Below are 23,440 nucleotides of genomic sequence, written 5' to 3'. Positions count from 1 at the left end.
CAAAGGCTTTACTTTGCCAAATTTAATGCCTTTGGGATCAAATTAATTGATTTTATCATAACTGGGGCGCCCACATCCTTGAAGAGTCGTATTTTAGAATCGGGGTTTTTGCTTGTCCCATAAATGCCGCAGAAGGTTATTTTTTTGCCCATCTTTGCTACTTTTTTGGCCATAATCAGATCCTCCATTGAGTCCCCCACATAGAGACAGTGCCTAGCATGCAGTTTGCTGACAGAGAACAGCAGGGATTTTGGGTTCGGTTTTGCCATTTCCCTTGGTTCGTCTTCTAGGAACAGTGAGCTTTTCAGATTAAATCCGTTTAGCAGTTCTTTGAGTGAATATCGTACTGATTCTTTTCCGCGTCCAGACACTATGGCAAGATTGCTGCCAAATTTCTTCTCAAGTACTGAAAGTAGTTTTTTTGTAAGTATTACCTTGTCGTTATCGATTAGTCCCTTTTCTGTAAATTGAGATTTTTTCTTGAATATTTTTTTGTACAATTCAGGCCCATAGAAAATCTGGTCAAAAATCTCATACAGGGGATTTGTCGTACGTTTTCCCGGATAGTCCAGTTTTTTTCTCATATCAGAAAGGTCAACGTCAAGTGTGTCAAGAAACTTTTCAACTGATCTTATTCCGGTGCTGTCCGCGTTTTTAATTACGCGAAAGACGAATTTGGCATCATCAATTCCCAGTTTTTTTGCGGCAACCAGAGAAAGAATTGACGCGTATGTAACGTCCACTTCGTCGTTAAAGCCTCCGGTTGATTTGAAGCCGCTTATTATCTCAGCAGTTATCGGTATGGATCTTATGTTTGCAAATTTTTTGAGTATGTACTGGGTAGTTTTCCGAATTGCCAAATCGTATGATTTTGAAACATCCACCAGGACCCCATCACAGTCAAAAATCACACCATCGATATCACCAATTTGGCCTATGTCTTTTGCAATGATACTGCTGCCTATCTTTTGGTAATTCATTGGAGAAAATCACGTATTGCCAACAAAAACTTGGAGTTCATGTCTCTTGTTCCAACCGTAACCCTTAGGCATCCATCGTGCTTTCCGATTTTTCCCAGTTTTCTAATCGAGATGCCCTGCTCAAGCAGAGCGGTGTAGATTCTCTTGTCAGCCCCTCTGGCATCAAAGAGGACAAAATTTGCCTTGGAATCAAATACATCAAATGCTCCAGTATCTCGCAGTTTTTTTATGATTCTTGTTCGTTCCTGCTTTATTTCCTCTATGGTTTGTGAGATTTGTTTTGCTTTTTGTATGGCAAGTATTCCTGCCTCAATTGCTATTGTGTTTAGCGGGTATGGATACTGGAGTACACGCGAAAATACATCTATGAATCGCTTGTTTGCAATCACATACCCAAGTCTGAGTCCGGCAAGCCCAAATGCCTTTGAGAATGTCTTTACGACGATCAAGTTATCGAATTTTTTTGCCATTCCCACAACAGAATAGTCTGAAAATTCTCCGTACGCCTCATCCACTATAACAAGCCCGTCAAATTTCTTAATCAGTTCTGTGATTTCTTCTTTTGTAAACTGGAATCCAGTTGGGTTGTTTGGGGAATCAAGATACAGTATGTCGGCATTTTTGAACTTGGATACAAAGTCACTAGTGCTTAGCGTCATGTTTTTCGAAAATGGGATTTTTGCTGTAGGAATTGAATACAGCTTGCACCGCTCCTCAAAGAATCCAAATGTCGGATCAGACGTCAGTATTCTGGTCTTTTTTGATGCAAAGTTTGCAAGTATGAGATCAAGTATTTGATCAGAGCCATTTCCAATCCCAATCATAGATGACGGGACATGCAGGTATTCTGATAATGCAGATATTAGATTGTCGGATTTCCCAAGCGGGTATTCACGAATATCAGAGTTTTTCTTTGCGCCGTCGATTATTTCCTGTTGGAACTGCTTGTTTATCACGAAATTTTCATTGGAGTCAAGCTTTATTGTTCCTGCATGGTATGCAGGCTTTTGGTACCCCGATAGTGCAGAGTATTCATCCAGCTTTTGATAAAACCACTTGGTGCTCATATTCTTTTTTTCACCGCTTCATAATGATTTGGCAGGCTCTCTGCCTTTGCAAGTGCAGACAGATATTTGTCTATTTTTTTCAGGGCTTGCTTTGATGACTCGACGCTTGTCTGTATTTTTAGAAAGTCAAGTACCGAAAGTGAGCCCCTTGATCTTCCAAATCTGTTTGTTGGCAATATGTGATTTGTTCCAAGGAGGTAATCACTTGCAGCAGACGGCGTGTTTTGCCCCAACAGCACTAGCCCCGCTGTTTTAATTTTATTTGATATTGTTTTTGGCTGTCTAGTCATTATCTCCAAGTGTTCTGGCGCAAGATTATTTGCAAGTAATATAGCATCTGACATCTTGCATATTGCTACAAATCCATTTTTGCTCAAGCTCTCTGCAACGATATCTTTTCTTTGCAGTGTCGGTGTTAATTTTTCGATAAAATCCACCACTTGGTACGCCAAATTCTTTGATGTCGTGATCAGACAGCATGAGGTGTCTGAGCTGTGCTCTGCCTGTGAAATCAGATCCAGTGCGACAAGTTTAGGATCTGCCGAGTCATCGGCAATTATTGCCAGTTCGGTTGGCCCTGCAAGCATGTCAATTGACGTAATATTAGAAACAAGGTATTTTGCCGCGGTGACAAACGCGCCCCCAGGCCCTACTATTTTATCCACCTGCGGGATTGACTTTGTGCCAAATGCAAGTGCCGCTATCGCGTGCGCCCCGCCCACTTTGAAGATTTGGTCAGCCTTGCAGATGTCTGCTGCAACCAGTACAAGCGGGTCTACTTTTCCCTGCTTGTTTGGCGGCGTCACAACTGTTATTTTTTTTACGCCAGCTATCTTTGCTGGAACGACAGACATTATCACTGAGCTTGGATATCTTGCAAGACCACCGGGCACGTAACACCCCACGCTGCCTAGCGGTGCAAATATTTTTGTGATCTTAATTCCGTCCGTGTTTGTCTCGATTTTTACAAGCTTGGTTTTTAGTGCAGACTCGGTTTTTTCCAGTCTTGCTTTTGCCAGTTTTATTGCCCGTACCTGTTCTGGAGTGACTCTTTGGTATGCGTCCTTGATTTCTTTTTGTGACACTTGAAATGCCTTTGTGCTTACTCCGCCGAATTTTTTTTCAAACCTTCTGAGCGCAGAGTCGCCGTCTTTTTGGACTGTACTGATTATCGATTCGACTATCTTTTTGTCAAACTTGCTCGACTGGGACTTGGCAAAGGAATGTACGTTTTTGACTGTGATTATCTTCATCAATTTTCTTCGTGACGCTTTATCTCCTCAAGTTCTAGGATCTGCCTCGGCTCGTGCACCACTAGGCCCTGTGCAATCTTTCTAAGCTTTGGGATCATTTTGTGAAATTCAGATTTTGGAACTATTGTGTTCACGCCATACCATCCCTTTTCGCTCAGCGGGCTAATTGTCGGGCGCTTGAGTGACGGTAAGCTGCTTAGCAATTTGGGCATGTTTTTTTCTTCCACGTTTAGGTAAATGTGGAGATACTTTCTTCCCTCAACTGCGCCCCTCATGACGGTGATGATGTCAAAGATTTTTTCCCTCTTTGTTTTATCGCGCAGCGAGTTCTTGTTTGCAATTAGGTGGGCACTTGATTGTAAAACAGTATCAACTATCTTTAGCTGGTTTTGTTCAAGTGTGGTTCCAGTCTCAGTTACATCCATTATCGCATCTACGTCGTCTGGCGGCTTGGCTTCTGTTGCGCCAAACGACAGATGAATTTGCACGCTTTTGTTTGTCCCGATCCGGAGCCACGGTGTGACAATTTGCGGGTCTTTGTTACCGTAGTATTTTTTGTATGATTTTAGCTGTTTTATGAATTTTGAAGCAGTTGTAAGATATTCTGAGGATATTCGCAGTATTCTTTTTTGTTTTGCATATGACGCAATCATTTCATCTAGCGACTTGAATCGGTAAGTGTCAGGGATTGCCACTACGAGTTTTATCTTCCCATATTCCAGATCCAAGAGGGGCTCCACGTCAGACTTTGTTTCGCCAATCCAGTCCTTTCCGGTAATTCCAACGTCATACAAGCCATCAGATACAAATGTCGGAATTTCCTGCGGCCTTAGCATTTTTACAGCAATGTCAGGATCATCTAGTGTTACCCTGTATGTGCGGCTCTTGCGCTGAACCTTGGTCCAGGACCTTTCTAGAATGGCAAAGGTCGCGTCCTCAAGGCTTCCCTTCGGAATGGCGAATTTTACTTTGGTCATCTTTAATTCTTGAGAAAAGAACCTCTATATTTTGTTGTTCAAAGTTCCCCTAAAATCTCACGTGCCCGATTAATCGAAATATTGCCTTCTGAGGTCATTTTCTTGACAAGGGTGTCGATTTGATCATTTGTTGCACCTGCCGCAGCGGCAATGTTTCTTGCGTGTAGCCGCATGTGGCCTTTTTGGATTCCCTCAGATGCGAGTGCACGCAGGGCACTAAAGTTCTGAGCAAGGCCCGCAGCCCCAATTATGCATGCAAGTTCGCTTGCAGACTGGACTCCAAGTATTTTTGTACATATTTTTGCAGTCGGATGCACGTTGATGATTCCTCCCACTATTCCAACTGACATTGGGATCTCGATTCTACCAACCAGGTTCCCATCATTGTCCTTGTCCCACTGTGTAAGCGATGTGTATCTTCCGTTTTTTGAGGCGTATGCATGCGCAGCTGCCTCGATTGCACGAGTATCTTGTCCTGTTGCGTTTGCTACTGCAATGATTCCGTTCATTATTCCCTTGTTGTGTGTTACTGCACGATACTCGTCATATGCCGCAAACTGGTATGCCATAATGATGTTGTCAACTGTCTCTTGTCCGCCAACTGCTTCCTTTTCAAATGTCGCAGTGCCCCTTACCATTCTTCTTGTAGAATAGTTTGAGAGAATTCGAAGGATTACCTTGCCGTTTGTGATTTTTTCTATGAGCGGTGCTATTCCCTCGCACATTGTGTTTGTCACATTTGCCCCCATTGCGTCGCCAACATCAATCAACAATTCGACAATTAGCATTGGTCCTGCATCGGTTTTGATTTCCTTGCAAGAGATCTCCTTTGCGCCCTTGCCTATTTTTGACAGGGTATTACTTTTGGAGTTTGCCAAGTCCAGTATTTCCTTTGAGGATTTGAGGATTTTTTGCATGGCAGATTCCACGTCGACGTTTACTACCTGTATTTGCCCTATGCTGTATGACTCGTCATTTTGCATTTCAAAACCACCGCGCATCTTTGCTATCTTGGCAGCCTTGGATGCGGCTGCAATCACCGATGGCTCTTCTATCACCATCGGAATCAGGTATTCTTTTTTATTTATTGTAAAATTGGTCGCAATTCCAAGCGGGAATGAAAATGTGCCTATAGCATTTTCAACCATTTTGTCTGCCTGCTCAAATGAAATCCCCCCAGAACCCTCAAGAGTCTGTCTTTCTTGTTCGGTCAGATTTGCAAATTTGGCGACAATATCAATTCGCTCCTTTCTGTCTTTTTCAAAAAACCGTGAAACGTCGAATTTCAATTTATTTCAGTATTCTCAGCAGCTTGTCGTCTAATTTGTCCGGAAATGCCTTGCCATCCGTGTTTGATGTGATAACGTAAAGGTAGCCGTCAGGTCCAAGCCCCACGTCTCTGATTCTTCCAGTTCCACCAAGTATGCTTTTTTGTGATAATATTTCGTTCCCAGATACGTCTAGTTTGTATAAGTTTGATCCGCGCAATGTTGCCATAATCAAGCTGTCATTATATTCAAGCTTGTCCCCACTATAAAACACGATTCCCCCAGGCTCTATGCTTGGGTCATAGCATTTTACAGGATCAGCATAGTCTTCTTCTCCGGAGCATTCCTGTTCTGGCCAACCATAGTTCTGCCCCGGTTTGACAAGGTTGATTTCATCGTTTTTTGTCGGGCCCGTCTCAGTAACATAGAGACTGCCGTGCTTGTCCCATGCCATGCCCTGTGGGTCTCTGTGTCCCAGAGAAAATACAGGCGAGTTTGGAAACGGGTTGTCGTCAGGTATTGTTCCATCATCATTTAGTCGAAGAATTTTTCCTGCAAGTGAGAACAGGTCTTGGGAATCGTGAGAGTTTTCAGACGGTAGACCAGTAGCGATGTATAATTTTCCATCGGGTCCGAATTTTATCACACCCCCGTTATAGAACTGCGAGCCAGGAATTTCATCAATAATGATTACTGCGTCTTTGAGCTTGTTATCTGATTCAGTTATACGGAGAACCTTGTTGAAAAGTGCGTCATTTTCAGAATATGTATAATATGCATAAAGGAAGTGATTATTTTCAAAGTCAGGATGCGTCGTAATTCCAAGTAATCCTCCCCCGTAAACGTTTGCAGCCCTCAAAACCGTCAAAGGTTCATCAAGCAAAGCATTTGACTGAATAACTCGGATCGCACCCTCCTTTTCTGTCACAAAGATTCTATCTTGGGCAAACGCAATTGCCCAAGGCTTTTTGAGATTTGTTGCAAGAACTTGGATGGATTCGTTTTTTGATTCCACGTTTGGTTGCGGAAGAGGAGGAGCGCTAGACGGCGATGAAAGAATAATTGCTGATACTGCTAGTGCGGCAATAATTCCAGCTATTCGAATTTTTTTATTCATAACAAGGACGAGATTTGAAACAGTATTAATTATTTGGAAAAATGAGAGTATATATCCCCTGAGACCTAGTTTTTAGTCAGCGGGGTGGGGAAGTCAGTCTTTATAGGACTAAGTCATCCCGGCGGGCTCATAATCATAATTGATGTGACACCCGCAGATCAGTAGTTCAAATGGAGTTAAACTCCTGAAAGTCTACTCCCCGCTAATCTTATTTTCTCGTTGTAACTAACAAGTCAAGATGAAACCGGAGGAAGCTAGAATAGCTGCGCATGTATGTTCAGATGGATGTATGATAACCTACGTAGAGAAGGAAAGCTTGCAGATTGTAAATGGGAGACGGTATCACAGGAATAGAAGAAGATATGAGGTAGGTTATTGCAATACTAACAAGAAATTACTGGAAGAGTTTTCGAAAGACATACTAGATATCTACAAAATCACAGTTAGAAGAAGGAAATCTACGGATCTGATCTTCAAATCTAAGAGAGTATATTCAAGAATCAAAGAGCTTGGTGGTGGAAACACTCTAGGTTGGTGCATAGGAAATGAAATATTGAAATCTAAAAAAACTGTAAAGATTTTCTGGCTAAGAGCATTTTTTGATGATGAAGGTACGGTAGATAAGACAAACTTTGTGGTCAGGGTTAAAAGTATGAATGTTGCAGGTCTAAATCAAGCTAGATGTTTAATGACTACTATTGGTGTCCCATCTAGAATAACGGGACCTAATTGTGATGATAGTTGGTACCTTACAGTATCAAGAAGAGATTTAATAAAATTCCAAAAAATGATTGGATTTAATCATTCGGAAAAGAAATTATTGCTTGAAAAGATTTTGAATGGATCCGAGTAGAACGAATTCCTGTTTTTGCTTTATGAGCAGATCCTAACCACTAGACATGATCCCGTGAAATACGATAGGTTGAAGTACAAAACAGTGTTGATAGAAACCATCAACTAAGTTTTAATAAACGGAAAACCACGGAGCCTTTTCATCAAATCTTAACTCTTTGTTTGTTGTTTCAAGTCTTTGTTGTGGCCGTGTAAGATGCCTGTGCGCAGATGCTTGTGGGATGTAGATTTGCTTTTTAATTTGTCTTGAGATTTGTTTGATTTCTTTTTTAGGTGATTTGTTTCCGCACTTGATACATTCAAAGCCCTGACCTTTGCCCTTTGACTTCATGTGTTTTTTGCATTTTGTACACGTTGGATTAACTAGGATTATTTTTTTTTCCAAACGCAAAACCTGGAAAAATTCTACATTCAGTACACGGTTATGCTTGCTTGATGCCCTTCTGACTCCGCCGCCAACACGAATTTTATCACCCAAAATGAGATTTGTAGCATGCTTTGTTATTCCAGTTTCCTTGTAGACTGCACAGCTTATTTCAATACCGTCTTTTTTTATTCCAAACATCACATGTCCTCCCTTTTCCATTTTCGGTTCCACTGAAACTACACCAGTTATCATTCCAGAACAATACGGTCTTAGAGAACGGACATCAATTTCATTTTGGAGATGATCCCCCGTTCCCTGATTGGACTTGAAGATCATGTGTCCGACTGGCTTTTCTTGAGTCTTGATTAGTTGTGATGCATCAAGTAACGAGCCTACATCCTCTCCCCTGATACCGAAGAATACGGGATCAGGTCCATGCGGCGCAAACAAGATTTTCTGTTTTTTTGTGTCATAGCTGTTAAAGGTTCTCGGGTATGTCTTTTCCTGCATTTTTCTTACGCTATCTGCAACTATCTTTCGTTTTTTCCCAAACTGCGATTTTTTTCTGTAGCTGAGTAGCTCATACGTATGATCAGAGAATCTATATCCGATTGCGCCTATTGCGCCAACTAGCCCTTGGCCATTTCCAATGTAAAATGATTCGATATTGTGATCTGCAACAAACTTTTTTGCGTTATTTCTGCTAATCAGCTGCCACAGCGCATGCTTGCTAAATTGCGTAAATTCTTCTGGAATGTCTGCATTTTCAAAAAAGACCACAGCCGGATTTGCCCCGTTTTTCAGATCGGAGAACTTTTTTACGAATCCAATTACTTTATTTTTTACCACAGCAGGTCTGCTTGTCTTGATCTTTAATGCGACTGCCCCATTTCCACGCGTCTTCCACGGTATGTTGGGATTGAATCGTATCAGCCTTGGATAGTCAAGAAACTCTACTTTTTCTTTTTTTAGCGAATCGACCAGCCTGTACGCAAGATAAGTGGTGCACATTCCCTTTGGGGAGTCGGTATCATCAAAGCCTATGTTCAGGATTGTCTCTTTTTGCACTAATTACTACAGAATAATCAGACATTTGTGATTTGTCATTCAGCTTGGTTTAAATTAAAATTGACAGATGGTTATCTGTTCAAATGATAGTAATAGATGAAGACAAAATCTTCAAGACAATTCAAGAGCGCAAGCCAGTATCCGTTGCACTAAACGGCCCAGAGGGAATCATCCCAAAGGTCCAAGATGCAGCCGTCAACATAATGAACAGATTTGGCATTCCAGCATACGTGATTGCAGATACCACTTGGGGAACGTGTGATCTGAATTCAAACGGCGCAAAAACCCTAGCTGCAGATATCTTGTTCAATGTCGGTCACACGATAAGCATGTCGACTTTTCAGGACAACGTTGTGATGATAGATGCCTTTGATGATATTTCCTTTGAAAGCGTCACAGTAAAATGTGCAGATATTCTAAAGGGCAAGACAGTATCGCTTGTAACTGACAGCCAGCACCTCAACCAAATTGACACAGTCCGCAAGACTCTAGAAGAAAACGGAGTCCAAGTAAAAGTAGGAAAGGGTAAAGGCCAGTTAAACGACGGGCAGGTATTTGGATGCGAGTTTTATCCGGCTCAAGAGGTGCAAAACCAAGTTGATGCGAACGTCTTCATGGGACAAAGTAATTTCCATGCAGCAGGCCTCGCACTTTCGACAAACAAGCCAACCTATGTCTTGGATCCTTACTTTAACGAGGTCAGGGAGGTAACAGAGTTTGCACAGAAATTGCAGACGAAGGCAACTCTTGCCATATACAAGGCAGCCGACGCAAAGACGTTTGGAGTCATAGTAGGCCTCAAAGAAGGCCAGCTCTCAAAAACTACCGCGCTCAAATTCAAGCGCGAGCTTGAAAAAGAAGGAAAAACAGTTCAACTGTTTGCGCTCACAGACATTACAAATGACAGACTGCGCAATTTGAAGGGAATTGACGCGTTTATCCAAGTTGCGTGCCCAAGAATTTCAACTGACAATCAATTTGACAAGCCCGTCTTGTCCACACCTCAGGCAAGCGCACTGCTAAAAATATTAAGAAATGAAAGCATCGATGGATACTTGCAGGTTCCACACTGGTTGTAAAATTTGTGCGAAACAATAATGTTAATATTGATGAATTGAAGAGTTTTTATGAAAAGGAAAGCAATTTGAGTACAAAAACAGATTCTCGTTTTTCATAATGATGTAAATGGCACGCAAGACTAATTTTTCACATACAAAAAAGAATTTTATCAGATATCCAAAAGCTAGGATTCACGTTAGCTGCATAGTCAAAGACGAGGAAGGCGACATTGTCGGCATAAAGGGGATGAAGCTTGGCAGTACCTCAGTTGCAAAGGATCAGATATGGACCGCAGAAGAAATTTACGAAAAAAGCGGCCAGAGCCCCAATTTTTCACAGACGCATTCCTTTTGGGCAAGAGACAAGGAAAACAACGAGTCAGAGGTTTACTGTAAGAGAAAAAACGGCAAGATTTGTCTTGTTGCGCCGTCGATCGTAGACGAGGACGGAAAGGATATCCTAAAGGACATGCCTGTTTGCGAATCTGAAATTTAGATTCGCCCGCTTTGGATTCAAAACCAATTAATAATTAGCCAAATCAGGAAATAACATGGAAGATTTTGTCGTACCTGGCGATACGCTTGGCTCTATTGAAGAAATGGAGGCAGGAAACAACACCTTTGATGACGGCAGCAAGATCAGGGCATCTACAATTGGAATTGCAAATATAGATAAAAAAAACAAGATTGCGCAGGTGGAAAACGGAAAACAGCTTGCAATACCAAAAAAAGGTGACATCGTCATAGGTACAGTGGCAGCAGTATTGTCATCCATGATTGCAGTAGCCATACATTACATAAACGGCAAACCAAACTCATCAGGAGTGGAATGCATTTGCCAGAACATGGACAGAAGGAGAATCATTGCCAGAGTAAACGATGTCATTACGCTAAAAATTGAAAGTCACCTAAACGGTACAATACATGCAACAATTGACGAGCCTGAACTAGGAGTGTTATTTACAAAATGTAACATTTGTGCTGGAAGCGTAGTTCCGCTAAGAGACAGAGTCAAGTGCCCAAACTGCGGATTTGTTGAGGACCGCAAGATATCAACCAATTTTGAAAAGAGCGATTTTCTGAAGCTAAGAGATTAAAATGTACAAAGTATCGTTCCAAGGAGAACGAGGTGCGTATAGCGAGGATGCGGCGATTTCATTTTTTAAAGAGTCAATAGATACGGTTCCCTTTGCAACGTTTGCCGAAGTAGTAGAATCCACACAGAGAGGGGACACTGATTATTCAGTGCTGCCGGTAGAAAATTCGCTTGAAGGTAGCGTAGGTGAGAGTTATGATTTGTTGGTATCTACCGGATTGACAATAGTTGGAGAGGTATACTACAGGGTAAGGCACTGCCTGATTGGATTTGACGGGATGGATGAAATTGATACTGTGTATTCGCATCCGCAGGCACTTGGGCAATGTAGGAAATTTATTCAGGATCATAAGCTAAAGACGATTCCGACATACGATACGGCTGGAAGTGTCAAAATAATAAAAGACTTGAACAAGAAAAACATAAGTTGCATTGCAAGCAAGAGAGCATCTGAAATATACCAGGTTCCGATAATCAGAGAAGGAGTAGAGGACAACACTAACAATTATACGCGATTTTTGGTATTGTCAAAAACCCCCCTAGACGACGGAGACAAGACATCAATCATATTTTCAGTCAAGCATGAGGCCGGGGCATTATTTAACATACTCAAAGAGTTTAATGACTTTAAGGTAAATCTCACAAAAATAGAATCAAGGCCGAACAAGAGCACTCCGTGGGAATACAATTTCTACATGGACTTTGACGGCACCAAAGAAGATCCCACCATACAGGGAATATTGGAGAAGATAAGGCAGAGAACGGTGTTTATGAAAGTGCTCGGCTCGTACAGAAAAGCAAAAATGGTTTAGAATCCTTTTGGTTTTCTAACGCTAAACGCGGCACTAAATCCGATTATTATTACAGCTGTAGTTATCAAGATTATGTTATGTGTTAAAATGAGATAGTCGCCATACCGATTAAACTCGTAATTAAATTTGAGTTCCGATTGACCAGTATTGGTGATTACGATTTTGTTCACACCCTCTTGTAAGACATACCAATCAAAAGTAATTTCTTTTTTAAAATCTTCATCTTTTTGAATTCCATCTCCAGGAGTAGTCAGTTTTATGTGAAAATCATCTCCAGTTACAGTGAATCGTTGGTGTGAACTTTTTGGTGCAGTAAATTCGTATGTAGCCATTTTTTCAACACCAATTGTTGCATCTCTAGATTCTGTATGAAGAAATGGCGAATTTAAGATCATTGACGCTATTCCGATCCCAAGTATTACAGCTCCGATGCAAATTCCTATAATGGTGGTTTTTGTGAGCACAGAAAATTATATTCCTAATGACATTAAAAACTTACATTAAATCCACGTCGTGCGGCTGGCTTTCTGCAAACCCGGCACGGGACATTTTAATAAATTCGGCATTTTCTTGCATCTGCGGTATGGTGTTTGCACCGCAATAGCTAAGACCTGAGCGCACTCCGCCGGTAAGCTGCGTTATGATGTCAGCAACGCTTCCTTTGTATGGTACCATTGCTTCTACTCCCTCCGCCACATAATCATTCAAGTCATCGTTTGCTGCATTTCCTGCCTCCTTTGTTTTTCTCCCAAGTGTTGCCATAAACGAGGCCATGCCCCTGTAGATTTTGTATCGTTTTCCGTTTTTCATCACATATGAGCCGGGGCTCTCATCTGTTCCCCCAAAAAGACTTCCTATCATGACAGTTGACGCGCCAGCAGCCAATGCCTTTGTGACATCACCGGAGGTTCTTGTGCCGCCATCTGAAATTATTGGGATGCCGTGTTTTTTGCCCATCTCTGCACAGTCATATACAGCACTCAGCTGCGGTACGCCAGATCCGGTGATTACTCGTGTAATGCAAATGGAGCCAGAACCGACGCCAACTTTTACTGCATCAACTCCTGCCTTTATCAAATCCTCAGTGCCCCTTGCAGTTGCGACATTTCCTGCAATTAGTTCACAGTTTGGAAATGCCTTTTTGATCAGTCTTACGGTATTGATTGCGTTTTCACTATGACCGTGTGCTATGTCCACCACAATGACATCGGCATCTGCCTCAAGTAATGCCTCGGTTCTTTCCATAAAGTCACCTTTTACGCCAACTGCTGCGCCCACCAGAGGTCTTCCCTTTTTGTCCTTTGACGCGTTTGGATAATTCTCATTGTGTGTGATATCTTTGCTGGTTATGAGTCCCCTGACTGATCCGGCATCATCTATCAGCGGAAGCTTTTCTATTCGGTGTTTTCTGAGCGCCTCTTTTGCCTCAACCAAAGAGATCCCAGGCTTTGCAGTTATGACGTCCCTTGTCATCACATCCTTGACTAGACGGTTTGACTCGGATTCAAACATGACGTCACGTCCTGTCAGTATGCCAACAAGCTTTGAATCACTTACAACCAAAAGGCCTGAAACCCCTTTTTCAGTCATGTATGCGATTGCGTCTCGAATCGACTGATCTGGGCTGACAACGTATGGGTTTTCTATGATAATAGAGGCTGATCTCTTTACCTTGAGAACTTCCTCCACCTCCTCTTCAACTGTCAGAAATCTGTGAATTATTCCAATTCCTCCCTCCCTTGCCATGGCAGACGCCATTGCGGATTCTGTGACAGTATCCATGTTTGCCGAAATCAGCGGAATGTTAAGCGAGATATTTTTTGAGAGTTTTGTTTTAAGATCGGTCTGTGATCTTGTGGTAATGTTAGAATATTTTGGCACAAGAAGAACGTCGTCAAAAGTTAATCCTTCTCTTATTTCCAAGTAAACCCTTAGGAAGGAGAAGTGGAATGCGTTATAAGCCTTTCTTGAATTTCCTTGAAAACTTTTCTGCAATTGTTATTGCGTCTTTTGTTTGTCTTACATTGTGCGTTCGTATTATGTCTGCGCCATTTAGGACAGAGATTACTTCAGCTGCAATGGAGCCAAAGATACGATCAGACGGATCTTGCCTGTCAAGAACCTTCCCAATAAATGACTTGTTTGAGACCGAAACAAGAATTGGAAAATTTGATTTCAAAAAGCGGAGGTTTTGTAAAATCTCCAGATCTCTTTTGTACCAGTCTGAATTTATCTTGGTATAAAACGGATTTTTTCCAGTTTTTCTAAAAAATCCGACTGCGGGATCAAGTGTTATTTTTTTTGTTGGAATGCCTGCGGATTTTGCAAGCGTTATGCTTTCTTTTAGAAGCAACTTTGTTTGTGCAACAAGGTTGCCTCTGAGTGGTTTTTTGCCATATGCGCACAAGACAAGTGAGGGCTGGGTCTTTGCAATTGTGTTTATCATTTCCTTGTCGTATTTTAGGCCAGTTACATCGTTAATGATATCTGCGCCAAGATCAAGTGCAGCCTTTGCCACGCCAGATCTGCAAGTATCAATAGAGATTGGCAGGTTTGATGCATTTTGGATTTGTTTTACCGCATCAGTTATTCTTTTGATTTCTTGTTTTTCTGACACCAAGGTTGTAAGGTATGGTGCAGTCGACATGGCGCCAACATCAACAAAATCTGCTCCGTCTTGTTCCATTTGTTGTACTGCGCGTGCGATTTCTTTGCCTTTTTTGATAGATTTTTTATAGAATGATTCGGGGCTTGTGTTTAGTATGCCCATTATTCTTACAGGACTTGTGCCACCTACGTTTACCGGGCCTAGTTTATTCATATGATTTATGATAAAGCATGCTAATTTTAGAGTTAATTGACGATCTCAGGCTGGAATTCTAAATACGAGCAGATAGCACGAGAATTTGGTTACAGTAAAAAAGACGACCTGTACGCTGCGGTTTTACTTGATTCTATCATAAAAAAGAGATTTTCTCTAACTAGACTGAAAAAAATGATTTGTGGAAAGACGGTTTTTGTCATTGGTGCAGGCCCATCACTGCAATCATCAATTGATGCGCTAAAAAAACACAAAGGCGCAATCACCATATGTGCTGATGGGGCAGTAACCCTTCTGATTCAAAACGGAATTAGGCCAAAAATAGTCGTAACTGATCTTGATGGAGACTTGGAATCACTAAAAAAAATTAAAAAAACAAACACCGTGTTTGTGGTCCACGCACATGGGGACAATGCAGACAGATTAGATTTTGTAAGAAACTTCAAAAACTGCGTCGGTACGACCCAGACAAAAGAAATTGGAAAGGTTTGTAATTTTGGAGGCTTTACCGATGGGGACAGATGCGTGTTTTTGGCAAGCCATTTTGGTGCAAAAAAAATAGTTCTGTTCGGAATGGATTTTGGAACAAGAATAGGAAAATATTCGAAAACAAATACGGTAGATAAAAAAACCAAAAGAAAAAAGCTCAAGCGCGGCAAGGCACTTTTAGAATGGCTAGCCACAAAAAGCAAATCAGAATTCTTTACACTGTCAAAACCAATCAGGGGATTCAAGAAAATAACGTATAGAAATCTTGAGATCAGTTTCTGATGCTTGAATGCATTTTAATACCGTTAACACGTCAGGTCAATTATGGAGTTCTCAGAAGAGCAGGTAAAGGACGCGCTTGAACTCAGAGATCGTATTTCTGCTCAAATAGAAAAACACAGAGAGGAAATTGAAATCCTTGAGAGAAACCTAGTTTTGATAAATTCCGTACTAAAACAGCAGAGTTTTACAAAAGCGTCCTCGCTAAGGGATACTTCCGAACCAAAGCCAAAATCCATGGATTATACAATTCCACTGAAAAAAAATACTGATGGCTCTCTGATAGCAAACGCGTACGTCACTCCAGAGCAGGTATCAATTGTAGTAGAAGACGGAATTGAGCTCAAAGAAGACTCGCACCCGTTCAAGTCGTTTTTCCTAGAAAGAATAATAGGCGAGATGAAAAGAAAGGACGTCGCAGAATTTGAAAAAGGCGACATTAGGGAGAACGCCATAATAGACTGCATGGTGAACAAAGACGGCACATTGTTGCGCGAAATAATAATCAAAAATTATCGTCAGAAGGAAAGAGTCAACGAGATAGTAAACACAGCCGCATGGTCATTTTCAAAAATGATAGAAAATTCAAAGTGATACGATGGATAGAATAGTAGTGCTGGATTTTGGCTCTCAATACAGCCACTTGATCTGCAGACGAATTCGAGAGTTTTCAGTCTATGCGGAACTTGTGCCATATGATATTTCAATTGACAAATTAAGGGAGATGAACCCAAAAGGAGTGATATTTTCCGGCGGGCCATCAAGCGTATACAACAAGGATGCGCCAAAACCAGACACGGCAATTTTTCAAATGAAGTTGCCACTTCTTGGAATTTGTTATGGCCATCAGCTGATAGTTGACAACTTTGGTGGAAAGGTAAAGCGCGCAAACAAAGAATATGGGCATTCGGTACTCACAATAGACAACAATTCGGATTTACTTGGCGGAATTGGCGATTCCCTTAGGGCGTGGATGAGTCATGGAGACGAGGCGGAAAAAATTCCAGATAATTTTCAAATAATCGGACACACGGAACGCTCACAAGCAGCTGCCATTGCAAACACGCAAGAATTAGTGTACGGCATTCAATTTCATCCCGAGGTGGTTCACACGGAAAGAGGCGTCCAGATTCTCAAAAACTTTGTTCTAAATATTTGCCATGCAAAACAGGACTGGACAATGGAAAGCTTTGTTGAAAAAACGGTGAATGATATTTCGAAAATTGACGGCAACGTTCTGTGCGGAGTAAGTGGTGGGATTGATTCAACTGTTGCCGCGCTTTTAATTCACAGAGCAATAGGAGACAGGCTAAAGTGCGTCTTTGTGGACAACGGGCTGCTTAGATTAGATGAGGAATACGAAATAGAAAAAATGTTCAAGGATAATTTTTCCGTCAACTTTACTGCAATCAATGCAAAAAAGCAGTTTTTAGACAAGCTTAGAGGAGTGACAGATCCTGAGAGAAAAAGAAAAATCGTAGGCGAGGAATTTGTAAAAATTTTTACAGAGTTTGCAGAGAAAAACGGGCCTTTCAAATGGCTTGCACAGGGAACGTTATACCCAGATGTCATAGAAAGCGGAGTCTCAAAGGGACCTGCCGCCATAATCAAAACTCACCACAACGTTGGCGGTTTGCCTGACTGGCTAGACCTTCAAATACTCGAGCCGTTGCGCGATCTGTACAAAGACGAAGTTAGAAAGGTCGCCGCAATACTTGGGGTTTCAAAGAAATTGCTTTCTCGACATCCATTTCCAGGACCCGGCCTTGCAGTAAGAATAATCGGCGAAGTCACGGAAAAGAAATTAGAGATTGCCAAAGTTGCAAGTAAAATAGTAGAGGATGAGTTGGAAGCAGCAGGCTGGTACGACAAGATCTGGCAGGCGTATGCGGCAGTGGGAGACGACAAGGCAGTAGGTGTTGTAGGCGATGAAAGAAAATACGGAAATATTGTGATGATCAGAGTAGTTGAGTCAATTGACGCAATGACTGCAGATTGGACAAGACTGCCGCATGATTTGCTGGCAAAAATTAGCAACCGAATAACAAATGAAATCGATGAAGTGACATGGGTTTCCTATGTGATATCAAGTAAGCCGCCTGCCACTATTGAACCGCAATAAAATAGGCAACCATTTGAAAAACTATATGAATACTATATCTAAAAAATATACGTGAATTACTTTTCCAATCACGTTATGCCAGAAGCATAAAATGTATTTACAACTAGTTTTAAGGTTTTGATAAATTTGATCGTTTAAACCAAATGAACAAACGCATATAGAAAATATCTCAAAAGTTATAGTATGATGTTATGGGTGACAGGTTTGTCAGCAATAGACCATATTGTAGGTGTCAAGAATAAATGAAACGAGTATTCTTGACGGCATTTGTGATTTTTGCAGGTGCAATGTTGTTATCTCAAGTCGTTTCATCAGCAGAGGGAAAATATAGTGAAGCAAGAAAAAAGGCAGCCGAAAGAGAGGCAGAATTATTGAAAAAAGAAAGAACCAGTCAGACTGAGGATTATGAAGAAGAGAAAAAAGAAATCGATTCTTCTGCCACAGCCAACACGGTCAGTAAGACAAAATCGTCTGCAAAGACGCAGGCAGAAGTTGACGCAATAAATGCAGCTTATGCAACTGCGCTAAGCGAGGCAAAAGCAACTTTAAAACAGGCAAAAGAAGATCTTAACCTAGCAAACAGAGCATTGCTCAGAGATAGTACAAACAGTACAAAACAACAGGCAGCAGAAGATGCTGAAAAAGCCGTGGAAAAAGCAGAGATTGATCTAAAAATAGTAATATTAAACAAACCCTAGAACTAAATGCGAATAATACGTAATTAGTAATAATTTTATGATTTTAGCGTATGGATTAGACACATGACGGCGATAAGAAAAATTAATGAGGCAGAAATCATTCTCAATAGATTGGGATCAAATACTGCAGAATTCCAATCAGATCTAAATCTTTTTGCAAATACCATACATGACATATTTACGCACCTTCTTGATGAATACAATACAAAATTTGATTTCAAATTAAAACACATAAGCTTGGGAAAATTCAAGAAAAGCGCAAAAAAACTCGGAAAAATAGAGGCAATCAATTTTCTAATATGGTACGAAAAGGAATACCGGAGAATCAAAGACGATGCAATGTTTGACTTTTTATTAAAAGATAGCACTAAGGAGGCTACTTTTAAAGAGAATTCTGAGGAAGTCAAAAGAACGTGTAGTTTGTTGTTGGATAAAGTAAAACAGATGACGTATTACGCCTATGAGAATTTTTAATTTTACCGTCCAATAAAAAATAAAAATAGACGAGTTCAAGCATTGTTATGAAAGTTCATGTCTTTGACACGTACGTAAAGGCAAAAGACGGACATACGATTCATTTTGACGTGATCACGGATTCCAAAGACAATCAAAAGGCAGTCGAGTATGCAAAAAAATGGCTATCCTCAATAGGTGAGCAAGACGCCAAAATCACGACGGAAGAGTGTCATTTTTGCCATTCTGAAAGCGTCCCAGACGAAATTGAAATTGAAATTATGACAAACGGCTTTTACATCCAAAAGATGGAAGGCTGCCCATCCTAGAGCAGTGCTGCGCCAAATACGCCAGCAGAATCGCCAAGCTTGTTTTTGAGAATCGGAGTATCCACCAAATCACTAAACACCTTATCATATACGGAATCACGCCCGTCAGTGTACAGAAAATCGATATTTGATATGCCGCCGCCAAGCACTATGGCATCAGGATCTAAGATGTCAATTACGTTTGCAAGTCCGACTCCAAAGTTATCAAGAAATTCTTTTTTCCACATCTTGCCATCAGTGCCATCAAGGTTTTGAACTATTGTTGTAAGCGGTTCTTTCCTTCCTGTTATTTCGAACCATCTTTTTTCCAAGGCAGGGCCGCTGATATAGGTCTCAACGCAGCCTGATTTTCCGCAGTAACACTTGTTGCCATTTTGATGTAACGTGTGATGCCCCCATTCCCCAGCAATGTTTGTTCTTCCTCTGTGTATTTTTCCATCAACTATGATTCCGCCGCCAACGCCGGTTCCCATTATCACTCCAAATACCACAGAGTATCCGGCTGCAGCGCCCATGGTTGCCTCTGCCATCGCAAAGCAGTTTGCGTCATTTTCCATTGCTATTTTTTTCCCCAGTATTTTTTCTAGATCATTTTTCAAAGGCATTCCGATAAGACACTGGGTATTGCTGTTTTTGATCATGCCTGTCTTTTTTGAGATCGCGCCAGGCGTGCATATCCCAATGGCATAGTCTGGAATATTTTTTGTAATGTCAGATACCAGAACAGATATTGAGTTTAGAATAGAGTCATAGCCTTCTCGCTGGTTTGTCGGAACCCGCTTTCGTTCAACTATCTGAGATTTTTCGTCAAGGCAGATCCCCTCAATTTTGGTTCCACCCAGATCAATTCCAACTTTGTACACACAGAGTGATATCAGAGATATGTTTTGAAGTTTTTTAGTTACCTTTTGCCGGAAACAGCAATCACGTCATCTATTCTGAGAATCATGCACGCTGCTTCTGTTGCAGATTTGGATATGTGCTCCTTTACGGCAACTGGTTCTACAATATTTAGTGCAAACATGTCATCAATTTTGCCTTCTTTAGCATTTATGCCTGCCCATTTTCTTCCGCTGTTCTGCTTTGCCCTGAGGCTTGTCATGGTATCAATTGGATCCATTCCCGCATTTTCAGCAATTGTAAGTGGAATTACTTCTAGTGCCTCGGCATATTTTCGAATGGCAAGTTGCTCTCTTCCCTCAAAATTATCTGACCATTCCTTTAGCTGGGATGCCAGATACGCCTCTGGCGAGCCCCCGCCTGCGACAATTGCCGGCTTTTCAATTACGTCCTTTACTACCATGAGTGCGTCATGAAGTGATCTGTCTGCTTCGTCTACCACTCTTTGTGAGCCACCCCTTACGAGAACTGTGACAGATTTTGGATTTTTGCACCCCTCGACAAATACCCACTTGTCTGATTCTACTTTCTTTTGGTGCACCAAGTCTGCATGACCCAAGTCTTTTTCTGTTATATCATCAAGGTTTGTTGTGATTCTACCGCCGGTTGCCTTTCCAAGCTTTGTCATGTCGCTTTCTTTGACTCGCCTTACAGACAAAATTCCATACTTTGCCAAATAATGTTGTGCGATGTCATCGATTCCTTTTTGGCAGATCAATACGTTTACGCCGATTTTTTGTAACTTGTCAACCATGGATTTTAGCATCCTGTTTTCTTCTTCTAGAAACATTTGCATTTGGGTCGGGTCGGTAATTCTAATTTCAGCACTCATTTCCGTTTTTTCAACTTCTAGTGCCGCGTTTAGCAGTGCTATTTTTGCACCCTCTATTTTGGTCGGCATGCCGCTGTGAACCACTTCTTTGTCAAGGACTATTCCTTTTACCAGTTCTGTATTTTGGATAGAGCCGCCTGTCTTTTTTTCAACCTTGATGTTGTCAAGGTCAACAACGTACTTGTCTCCTTTCTTTTCTGCAACCCTCAAAACCGCATCAACTACTAATTTTGAGAGCACGCCGCTATCTTCTGAGATTAGTTTTGACTGCATGCTAGTTGTTGCTATTTTTAATAATGATTCCTCGTCGGTCGGATCGATTTTCTTTGCTAACTGTGATAAAAGTTCAAGTACCTTTTCGTGAGCAGCTTGATAACCATCGATAATTACTGATGCGTGCACGTCTTTTGCCAGGAGCTCTTCTGCCTTTTCCAATAGAGCTCCTGCAAATACAACTGATGAGGTGGTACCATCTCCGACCTCATTATCGACAGTTTTTGCAATTTCTACCATCATTTTTGCAGCCGGGTGCTGGACATCGATTTCCTTTAGAATTGTAGCGCCGTCGTTTGTTATGGTGACATCGCCAATAGAGTCAACTAGCATCTTGTCTAGTCCCCTTGGACCAAGGCTTGTGCGGACTAGATCTGCCACAAGTTTTGCAGCGGTGATATTATTTTTCTGTGCATCCTTGCCTTTCTGTTGAAGTGCACTTTCTTTTAATACTAAAACAGGACCGTTTGGAGTTTGTTGAATTGAAGCCATATACGAACAAAGTTCGTTTGACCCTTTTTTAATAGTTTTCTAGGTAAAGACGTCAATAAACGATCTTTTCTTGACATCGATCATGCCACTATACAGAATTCTAATTGACGGGAGTGCAAGAAACGGCAAAAACAGCGGTATGAGGTGAGGCCTTTGGAATACGCAACCGCCCTCGATCAGTGTGGAGTTTAGCTTGACAAATCTTTCCAAGACATCATCAAAGGGATTTGAAGATATTATTCCGCCAACCTGCAACGGTAGAAACGATAGGATTTTTCCTTCCTTTACTGCAACCATTCCCCCCTGGGACTTTATCAGGTGGTTTGCAGCATACGCCATGTCCTTGTCGCTTGAGCCAATTATTATCATGTCATTTTCATGAAAGCTCCAGGTGGACGCAAATGCGCCGACGTCTGCGCCAAAATTTTTCAAGAATCCCAATGTGTGTTTTGCTGAGCCAAATGTCCTATCAAAGGCGGCGACCTTCCAGACATCCTTTTCCATTGATTGGATTATGTTTCCGTTATTTGTGGCAAGTTCTGCGGTGTTTAGCTTTGTTATTATTTCAGTCTCCATCTCAATTACGTTTACAGAGACTTTTGGCTTGTTGCTTTTTATTGCAAAGTCATTTTCTGTGAATTTTTTTGTAATTTTTACCGTTTTTGTTATCCATTTTGGCAGACTTGGCTTTCTTATTTTTGCCACCACGCTTCCATTTGATGCAACAAGTCTCCCACCAACAAATACTCGCTTTGGCTTTATTTTCTCAAGGTCGTCAAAGACAAGCATGTCCGCAAGCTTGCCTGGCGCGATTCCGCCCAAGTCCTTTCCCATGTTGTAATAATCAAAGCAATTTTTGGATGCAATGGTAATTGCGTCAATTACATCCATTCCAATCCGCACTGACTCCCGTATGCAGTGATCAATGTGGCCAAATTTGGTCATGTCTACAGGGTCCAACCCATCTGAACAGAACATCAATCTGTTAAGATAGGGTTTGCTTGCAAGAATTTTTGGGATTATGTTTTTTAGATCACGCCTGATAGAGCCCTCCCTCATCATTATCCACATTCCGAGTCGTAGCCTTTCCATCACCTGATCATAGTCAATTGGCTCATGGCATGAGAGAATTCCAGATGAAATGTACGCGTTTAGCTTTTTATCAGACGCTCCAGCCGTATGACCGTTAATTATGCAGTCATTTTCAAGCATGCTTGAGAGTTTTTTCATGGTTGTAGGATCCCTTGATGTGACCTTTGTCCAAGAGAACACTTCTCCTAGTCCCACCACTGAATCAAGTTTGATGGCAGACTTTTCTTCAGACAGATTGATTGTTTTTCCATGGCTGAATTTTCTGTCAACTGGTAGTCCCCCTGGCACTACATGGAATATGCGAATTGGCAAATCAGAAGATGCCCTGACAAACTCGTAAAACCCCCTGGTACCACACACACTTACAATGTCAATAGGATCAGAAAACAAGCTCGTTGTTCCACAAAGAAGCAACTGTTTTGCAAGCTCAGACGGCATGACGAACTGATCAATGTGAATGTGAGGATCGGCAAATCCCGGCGTGAGATACTTTCCCTCAAGGTCAATTACTGCAGTGTTTTGCCCTGCCGTGTGAGATGCATCGGGGCCAACGTATGCAATTCTGTCGCGTATTACGGCAACTTGAGTGTGAGGAATAATTTCGCGTGTGTAGACATTTACAAGTGAGCAGTTTTTGAAAACCATGTCTGCTTTTTTGTCTCCCATGGCAACTGCATTGAGAGTTGTAATCATTGAGGAAAGATTGGTCACGGAATCAGTCTGGCTTTAGACTTTATTATAGATT

General features: G+C 41.5%; 24 protein-coding genes and 1 tRNA gene. 12 read left to right on the top strand and 13 right to left on the bottom strand.

The features are described from left to right. Positions 1 to 8: 8 nt before the first annotated feature. Genes NKMY2_RS03555 through NKMY2_RS03530 form a run of 6 tightly spaced genes read right to left on the bottom strand, consistent with a single transcriptional unit; the run spans position 9 to position 6,662 of the window. The gene (locus NKMY2_RS03555) at positions 9 to 980 is read right to left on the bottom strand and encodes an HAD family hydrolase (protein WP_081781864.1); all 972 of its coding nucleotides are present in this window, start codon (positions 978 to 980) and stop codon (positions 9 to 11) included. Continuing rightward, positions 977 to 2,047 (bottom strand): histidinol-phosphate transaminase, encoded by a 1,071-nt coding sequence (hisC, locus tag NKMY2_RS03550; protein WP_042684605.1) that lies wholly within the window; start codon positions 2,045 to 2,047, stop codon positions 977 to 979. The genes NKMY2_RS03555 and hisC overlap by 4 nt, the downstream gene beginning before the upstream one ends. Continuing rightward, positions 2,044 to 3,300, bottom strand: a complete 1,257-nt coding sequence (gene hisD, locus NKMY2_RS03545) for a histidinol dehydrogenase (protein WP_042684602.1) — start codon at positions 3,298 to 3,300, stop codon at positions 2,044 to 2,046. Before hisD ends, hisC begins: the two co-directional genes overlap by 4 nt. Continuing rightward, positions 3,300 to 4,277, bottom strand: a complete 978-nt coding sequence (gene hisG, locus NKMY2_RS03540) for an ATP phosphoribosyltransferase (protein ID WP_042684598.1) — start codon at positions 4,275 to 4,277, stop codon at positions 3,300 to 3,302. Before hisG ends, hisD begins: the two co-directional genes overlap by 1 nt. 38 nt (positions 4,278 to 4,315) lie before the next feature. Then, positions 4,316 to 5,566 carry a hydroxymethylglutaryl-CoA reductase, degradative gene (locus tag NKMY2_RS03535; RefSeq protein ID WP_042684594.1) on the bottom strand — a complete coding sequence of 417 codons (1,251 nt, stop codon included), beginning with the start codon at positions 5,564 to 5,566 and terminating at the stop codon, positions 4,316 to 4,318. A 1-nt stretch (position 5,567) separates the two neighbouring features. Next, positions 5,568 to 6,662, bottom strand: coding sequence for a PQQ-dependent sugar dehydrogenase (locus tag NKMY2_RS03530; protein ID WP_042684592.1), 1,095 nt, complete (start codon positions 6,660 to 6,662; stop codon positions 5,568 to 5,570). 78 nt (positions 6,663 to 6,740) lie between these two features. Here NKMY2_RS03530 and NKMY2_RS10715 point away from each other — a divergent pair. Together NKMY2_RS10715 and NKMY2_RS03525 are read left to right on the top strand one after the other, a co-directional pair. Further along, positions 6,741 to 6,867: transfer RNA gene (locus tag NKMY2_RS10715), tRNA-Met, on the top strand. Between the two features lie 33 nt (positions 6,868 to 6,900). Further along, positions 6,901 to 7,515 carry an LAGLIDADG family homing endonuclease gene (locus tag NKMY2_RS03525; RefSeq protein ID WP_042684590.1) on the top strand — a complete coding sequence of 205 codons (615 nt, stop codon included), beginning with the start codon at positions 6,901 to 6,903 and terminating at the stop codon, positions 7,513 to 7,515. A gap of 111 nt (positions 7,516 to 7,626) precedes the next feature. On the opposite strand, the gene NKMY2_RS03520 is transcribed toward NKMY2_RS03525, so the two are convergent. Beyond that, complete coding sequence (locus NKMY2_RS03520) at positions 7,627 to 8,949, bottom strand: tRNA(Ile)(2)-agmatinylcytidine synthase (RefSeq protein ID WP_042684587.1); 1,323 nt, start codon at positions 8,947 to 8,949, stop codon at positions 7,627 to 7,629. An 83-nt stretch (positions 8,950 to 9,032) separates the two neighbouring features. Between NKMY2_RS03520 and dph2 the strand changes: the two genes are divergently transcribed. The 4 genes from dph2 (at position 9,033) to pheA (ending at position 11,915) form a co-directional block, all read left to right on the top strand. Next, positions 9,033 to 10,028 (top strand): diphthamide biosynthesis enzyme Dph2, encoded by a 996-nt coding sequence (dph2, locus tag NKMY2_RS03515; RefSeq protein ID WP_042684582.1) that lies wholly within the window; start codon positions 9,033 to 9,035, stop codon positions 10,026 to 10,028. Positions 10,029 to 10,134: 106 nt separating this feature from the next. Further along, positions 10,135 to 10,503 carry a hypothetical protein gene (locus NKMY2_RS03510; protein WP_042684579.1) on the top strand — a complete coding sequence of 123 codons (369 nt, stop codon included), beginning with the start codon at positions 10,135 to 10,137 and terminating at the stop codon, positions 10,501 to 10,503. A gap of 55 nt (positions 10,504 to 10,558) precedes the next feature. Next, the gene (locus NKMY2_RS03505; RefSeq protein ID WP_042684576.1) at positions 10,559 to 11,104 is read left to right on the top strand and encodes an exosome complex RNA-binding protein Csl4; all 546 of its coding nucleotides are present in this window, start codon (positions 10,559 to 10,561) and stop codon (positions 11,102 to 11,104) included. 1 nt (position 11,105) lies between these two features. Continuing rightward, positions 11,106 to 11,915 (top strand): prephenate dehydratase, encoded by an 810-nt coding sequence (gene pheA / locus NKMY2_RS03500; protein ID WP_042684574.1) that lies wholly within the window; start codon positions 11,106 to 11,108, stop codon positions 11,913 to 11,915. Here the strand turns inward: pheA and NKMY2_RS03495 are convergent. The 3 genes from NKMY2_RS03495 to folP are packed head-to-tail and all read right to left on the bottom strand — an operon-like array spanning position 11,912 to position 14,736. Then, on the bottom strand, positions 11,912 to 12,379 hold the full coding sequence (locus NKMY2_RS03495; RefSeq protein ID WP_042684572.1) for a hypothetical protein: 468 nt from the start codon (positions 12,377 to 12,379) through the stop codon (positions 11,912 to 11,914). The two genes, pheA and NKMY2_RS03495, sit on opposite strands and share 4 nt — an antisense overlap. A 31-nt stretch (positions 12,380 to 12,410) precedes the next feature. Beyond that, entirely contained in the window at positions 12,411 to 13,838 is a 1,428-nt protein-coding gene (gene guaB, locus NKMY2_RS03490) for an IMP dehydrogenase (RefSeq protein WP_042684569.1), read from the bottom strand. Positions 13,839 to 13,869: 31 nt separating this feature from the next. Further along, positions 13,870 to 14,736 carry a dihydropteroate synthase gene (folP, locus tag NKMY2_RS03485; RefSeq protein ID WP_042684566.1) on the bottom strand — a complete coding sequence of 289 codons (867 nt, stop codon included), beginning with the start codon at positions 14,734 to 14,736 and terminating at the stop codon, positions 13,870 to 13,872. A 36-nt stretch (positions 14,737 to 14,772) separates the two neighbouring features. Between folP and NKMY2_RS03480 the strand changes: the two genes are divergently transcribed. The 6 genes from NKMY2_RS03480 to NKMY2_RS03455 all read left to right on the top strand — a co-directional run bounded on the left by NKMY2_RS03480 (position 14,773) and on the right by NKMY2_RS03455 (position 19,106). Continuing rightward, positions 14,773 to 15,507, top strand: coding sequence for a 6-hydroxymethylpterin diphosphokinase MptE-like protein (locus tag NKMY2_RS03480; protein WP_042684564.1), 735 nt, complete (start codon positions 14,773 to 14,775; stop codon positions 15,505 to 15,507). Positions 15,508 to 15,549: 42 nt separating this feature from the next. Continuing rightward, positions 15,550 to 16,098 carry a hypothetical protein gene (locus NKMY2_RS03475; protein WP_042684562.1) on the top strand — a complete coding sequence of 183 codons (549 nt, stop codon included), beginning with the start codon at positions 15,550 to 15,552 and terminating at the stop codon, positions 16,096 to 16,098. A 4-nt stretch (positions 16,099 to 16,102) separates the two neighbouring features. Continuing rightward, positions 16,103 to 17,626 (top strand): glutamine-hydrolyzing GMP synthase, encoded by a 1,524-nt coding sequence (gene guaA / locus NKMY2_RS03470; protein ID WP_042684561.1) that lies wholly within the window; start codon positions 16,103 to 16,105, stop codon positions 17,624 to 17,626. Positions 17,627 to 17,868: 242 nt separating this feature from the next. Then, entirely contained in the window at positions 17,869 to 18,324 is a 456-nt protein-coding gene (locus NKMY2_RS03465; RefSeq protein ID WP_157832434.1) for a hypothetical protein, read from the top strand. A 63-nt stretch (positions 18,325 to 18,387) separates the two neighbouring features. Beyond that, on the top strand, positions 18,388 to 18,798 hold the full coding sequence (locus NKMY2_RS03460; protein WP_042684556.1) for a hypothetical protein: 411 nt from the start codon (positions 18,388 to 18,390) through the stop codon (positions 18,796 to 18,798). Positions 18,799 to 18,845: 47 nt separating this feature from the next. After that, positions 18,846 to 19,106 (top strand): DUF2024 family protein, encoded by a 261-nt coding sequence (locus NKMY2_RS03455; RefSeq protein WP_042684554.1) that lies wholly within the window; start codon positions 18,846 to 18,848, stop codon positions 19,104 to 19,106. Here NKMY2_RS03455 and NKMY2_RS03450 read toward each other — a convergent pair. From NKMY2_RS03450 to NKMY2_RS03440, 3 genes are read right to left on the bottom strand one after another with little or no spacing between them, the layout of a single operon-like run. Next, positions 19,103 to 19,969 carry an ROK family protein gene (locus NKMY2_RS03450; RefSeq protein ID WP_042684551.1) on the bottom strand — a complete coding sequence of 289 codons (867 nt, stop codon included), beginning with the start codon at positions 19,967 to 19,969 and terminating at the stop codon, positions 19,103 to 19,105. The genes NKMY2_RS03455 and NKMY2_RS03450 overlap by 4 nt on opposite strands. 38 nt (positions 19,970 to 20,007) lie before the next feature. Continuing rightward, positions 20,008 to 21,603, bottom strand: coding sequence for a thermosome subunit beta (gene thsB / locus NKMY2_RS03445; protein WP_042684550.1), 1,596 nt, complete (start codon positions 21,601 to 21,603; stop codon positions 20,008 to 20,010). Positions 21,604 to 21,642: 39 nt separating this feature from the next. Further along, entirely contained in the window at positions 21,643 to 23,361 is a 1,719-nt protein-coding gene (locus tag NKMY2_RS03440; protein WP_042684785.1) for an adenine deaminase, read from the bottom strand. Between the last annotated feature and the right edge of the window lie 79 nt (positions 23,362 to 23,440).

Source organism: Candidatus Nitrosotenuis chungbukensis (genome assembly GCF_000685395.1).
GTDB lineage: Archaea > Thermoproteota > Nitrososphaeria > Nitrososphaerales > Nitrosopumilaceae > Nitrosotenuis > Nitrosotenuis chungbukensis.
Note: the sequence above shows the minus strand (reverse complement) of the source record. Positions and strands in the feature narration are given on the sequence as shown.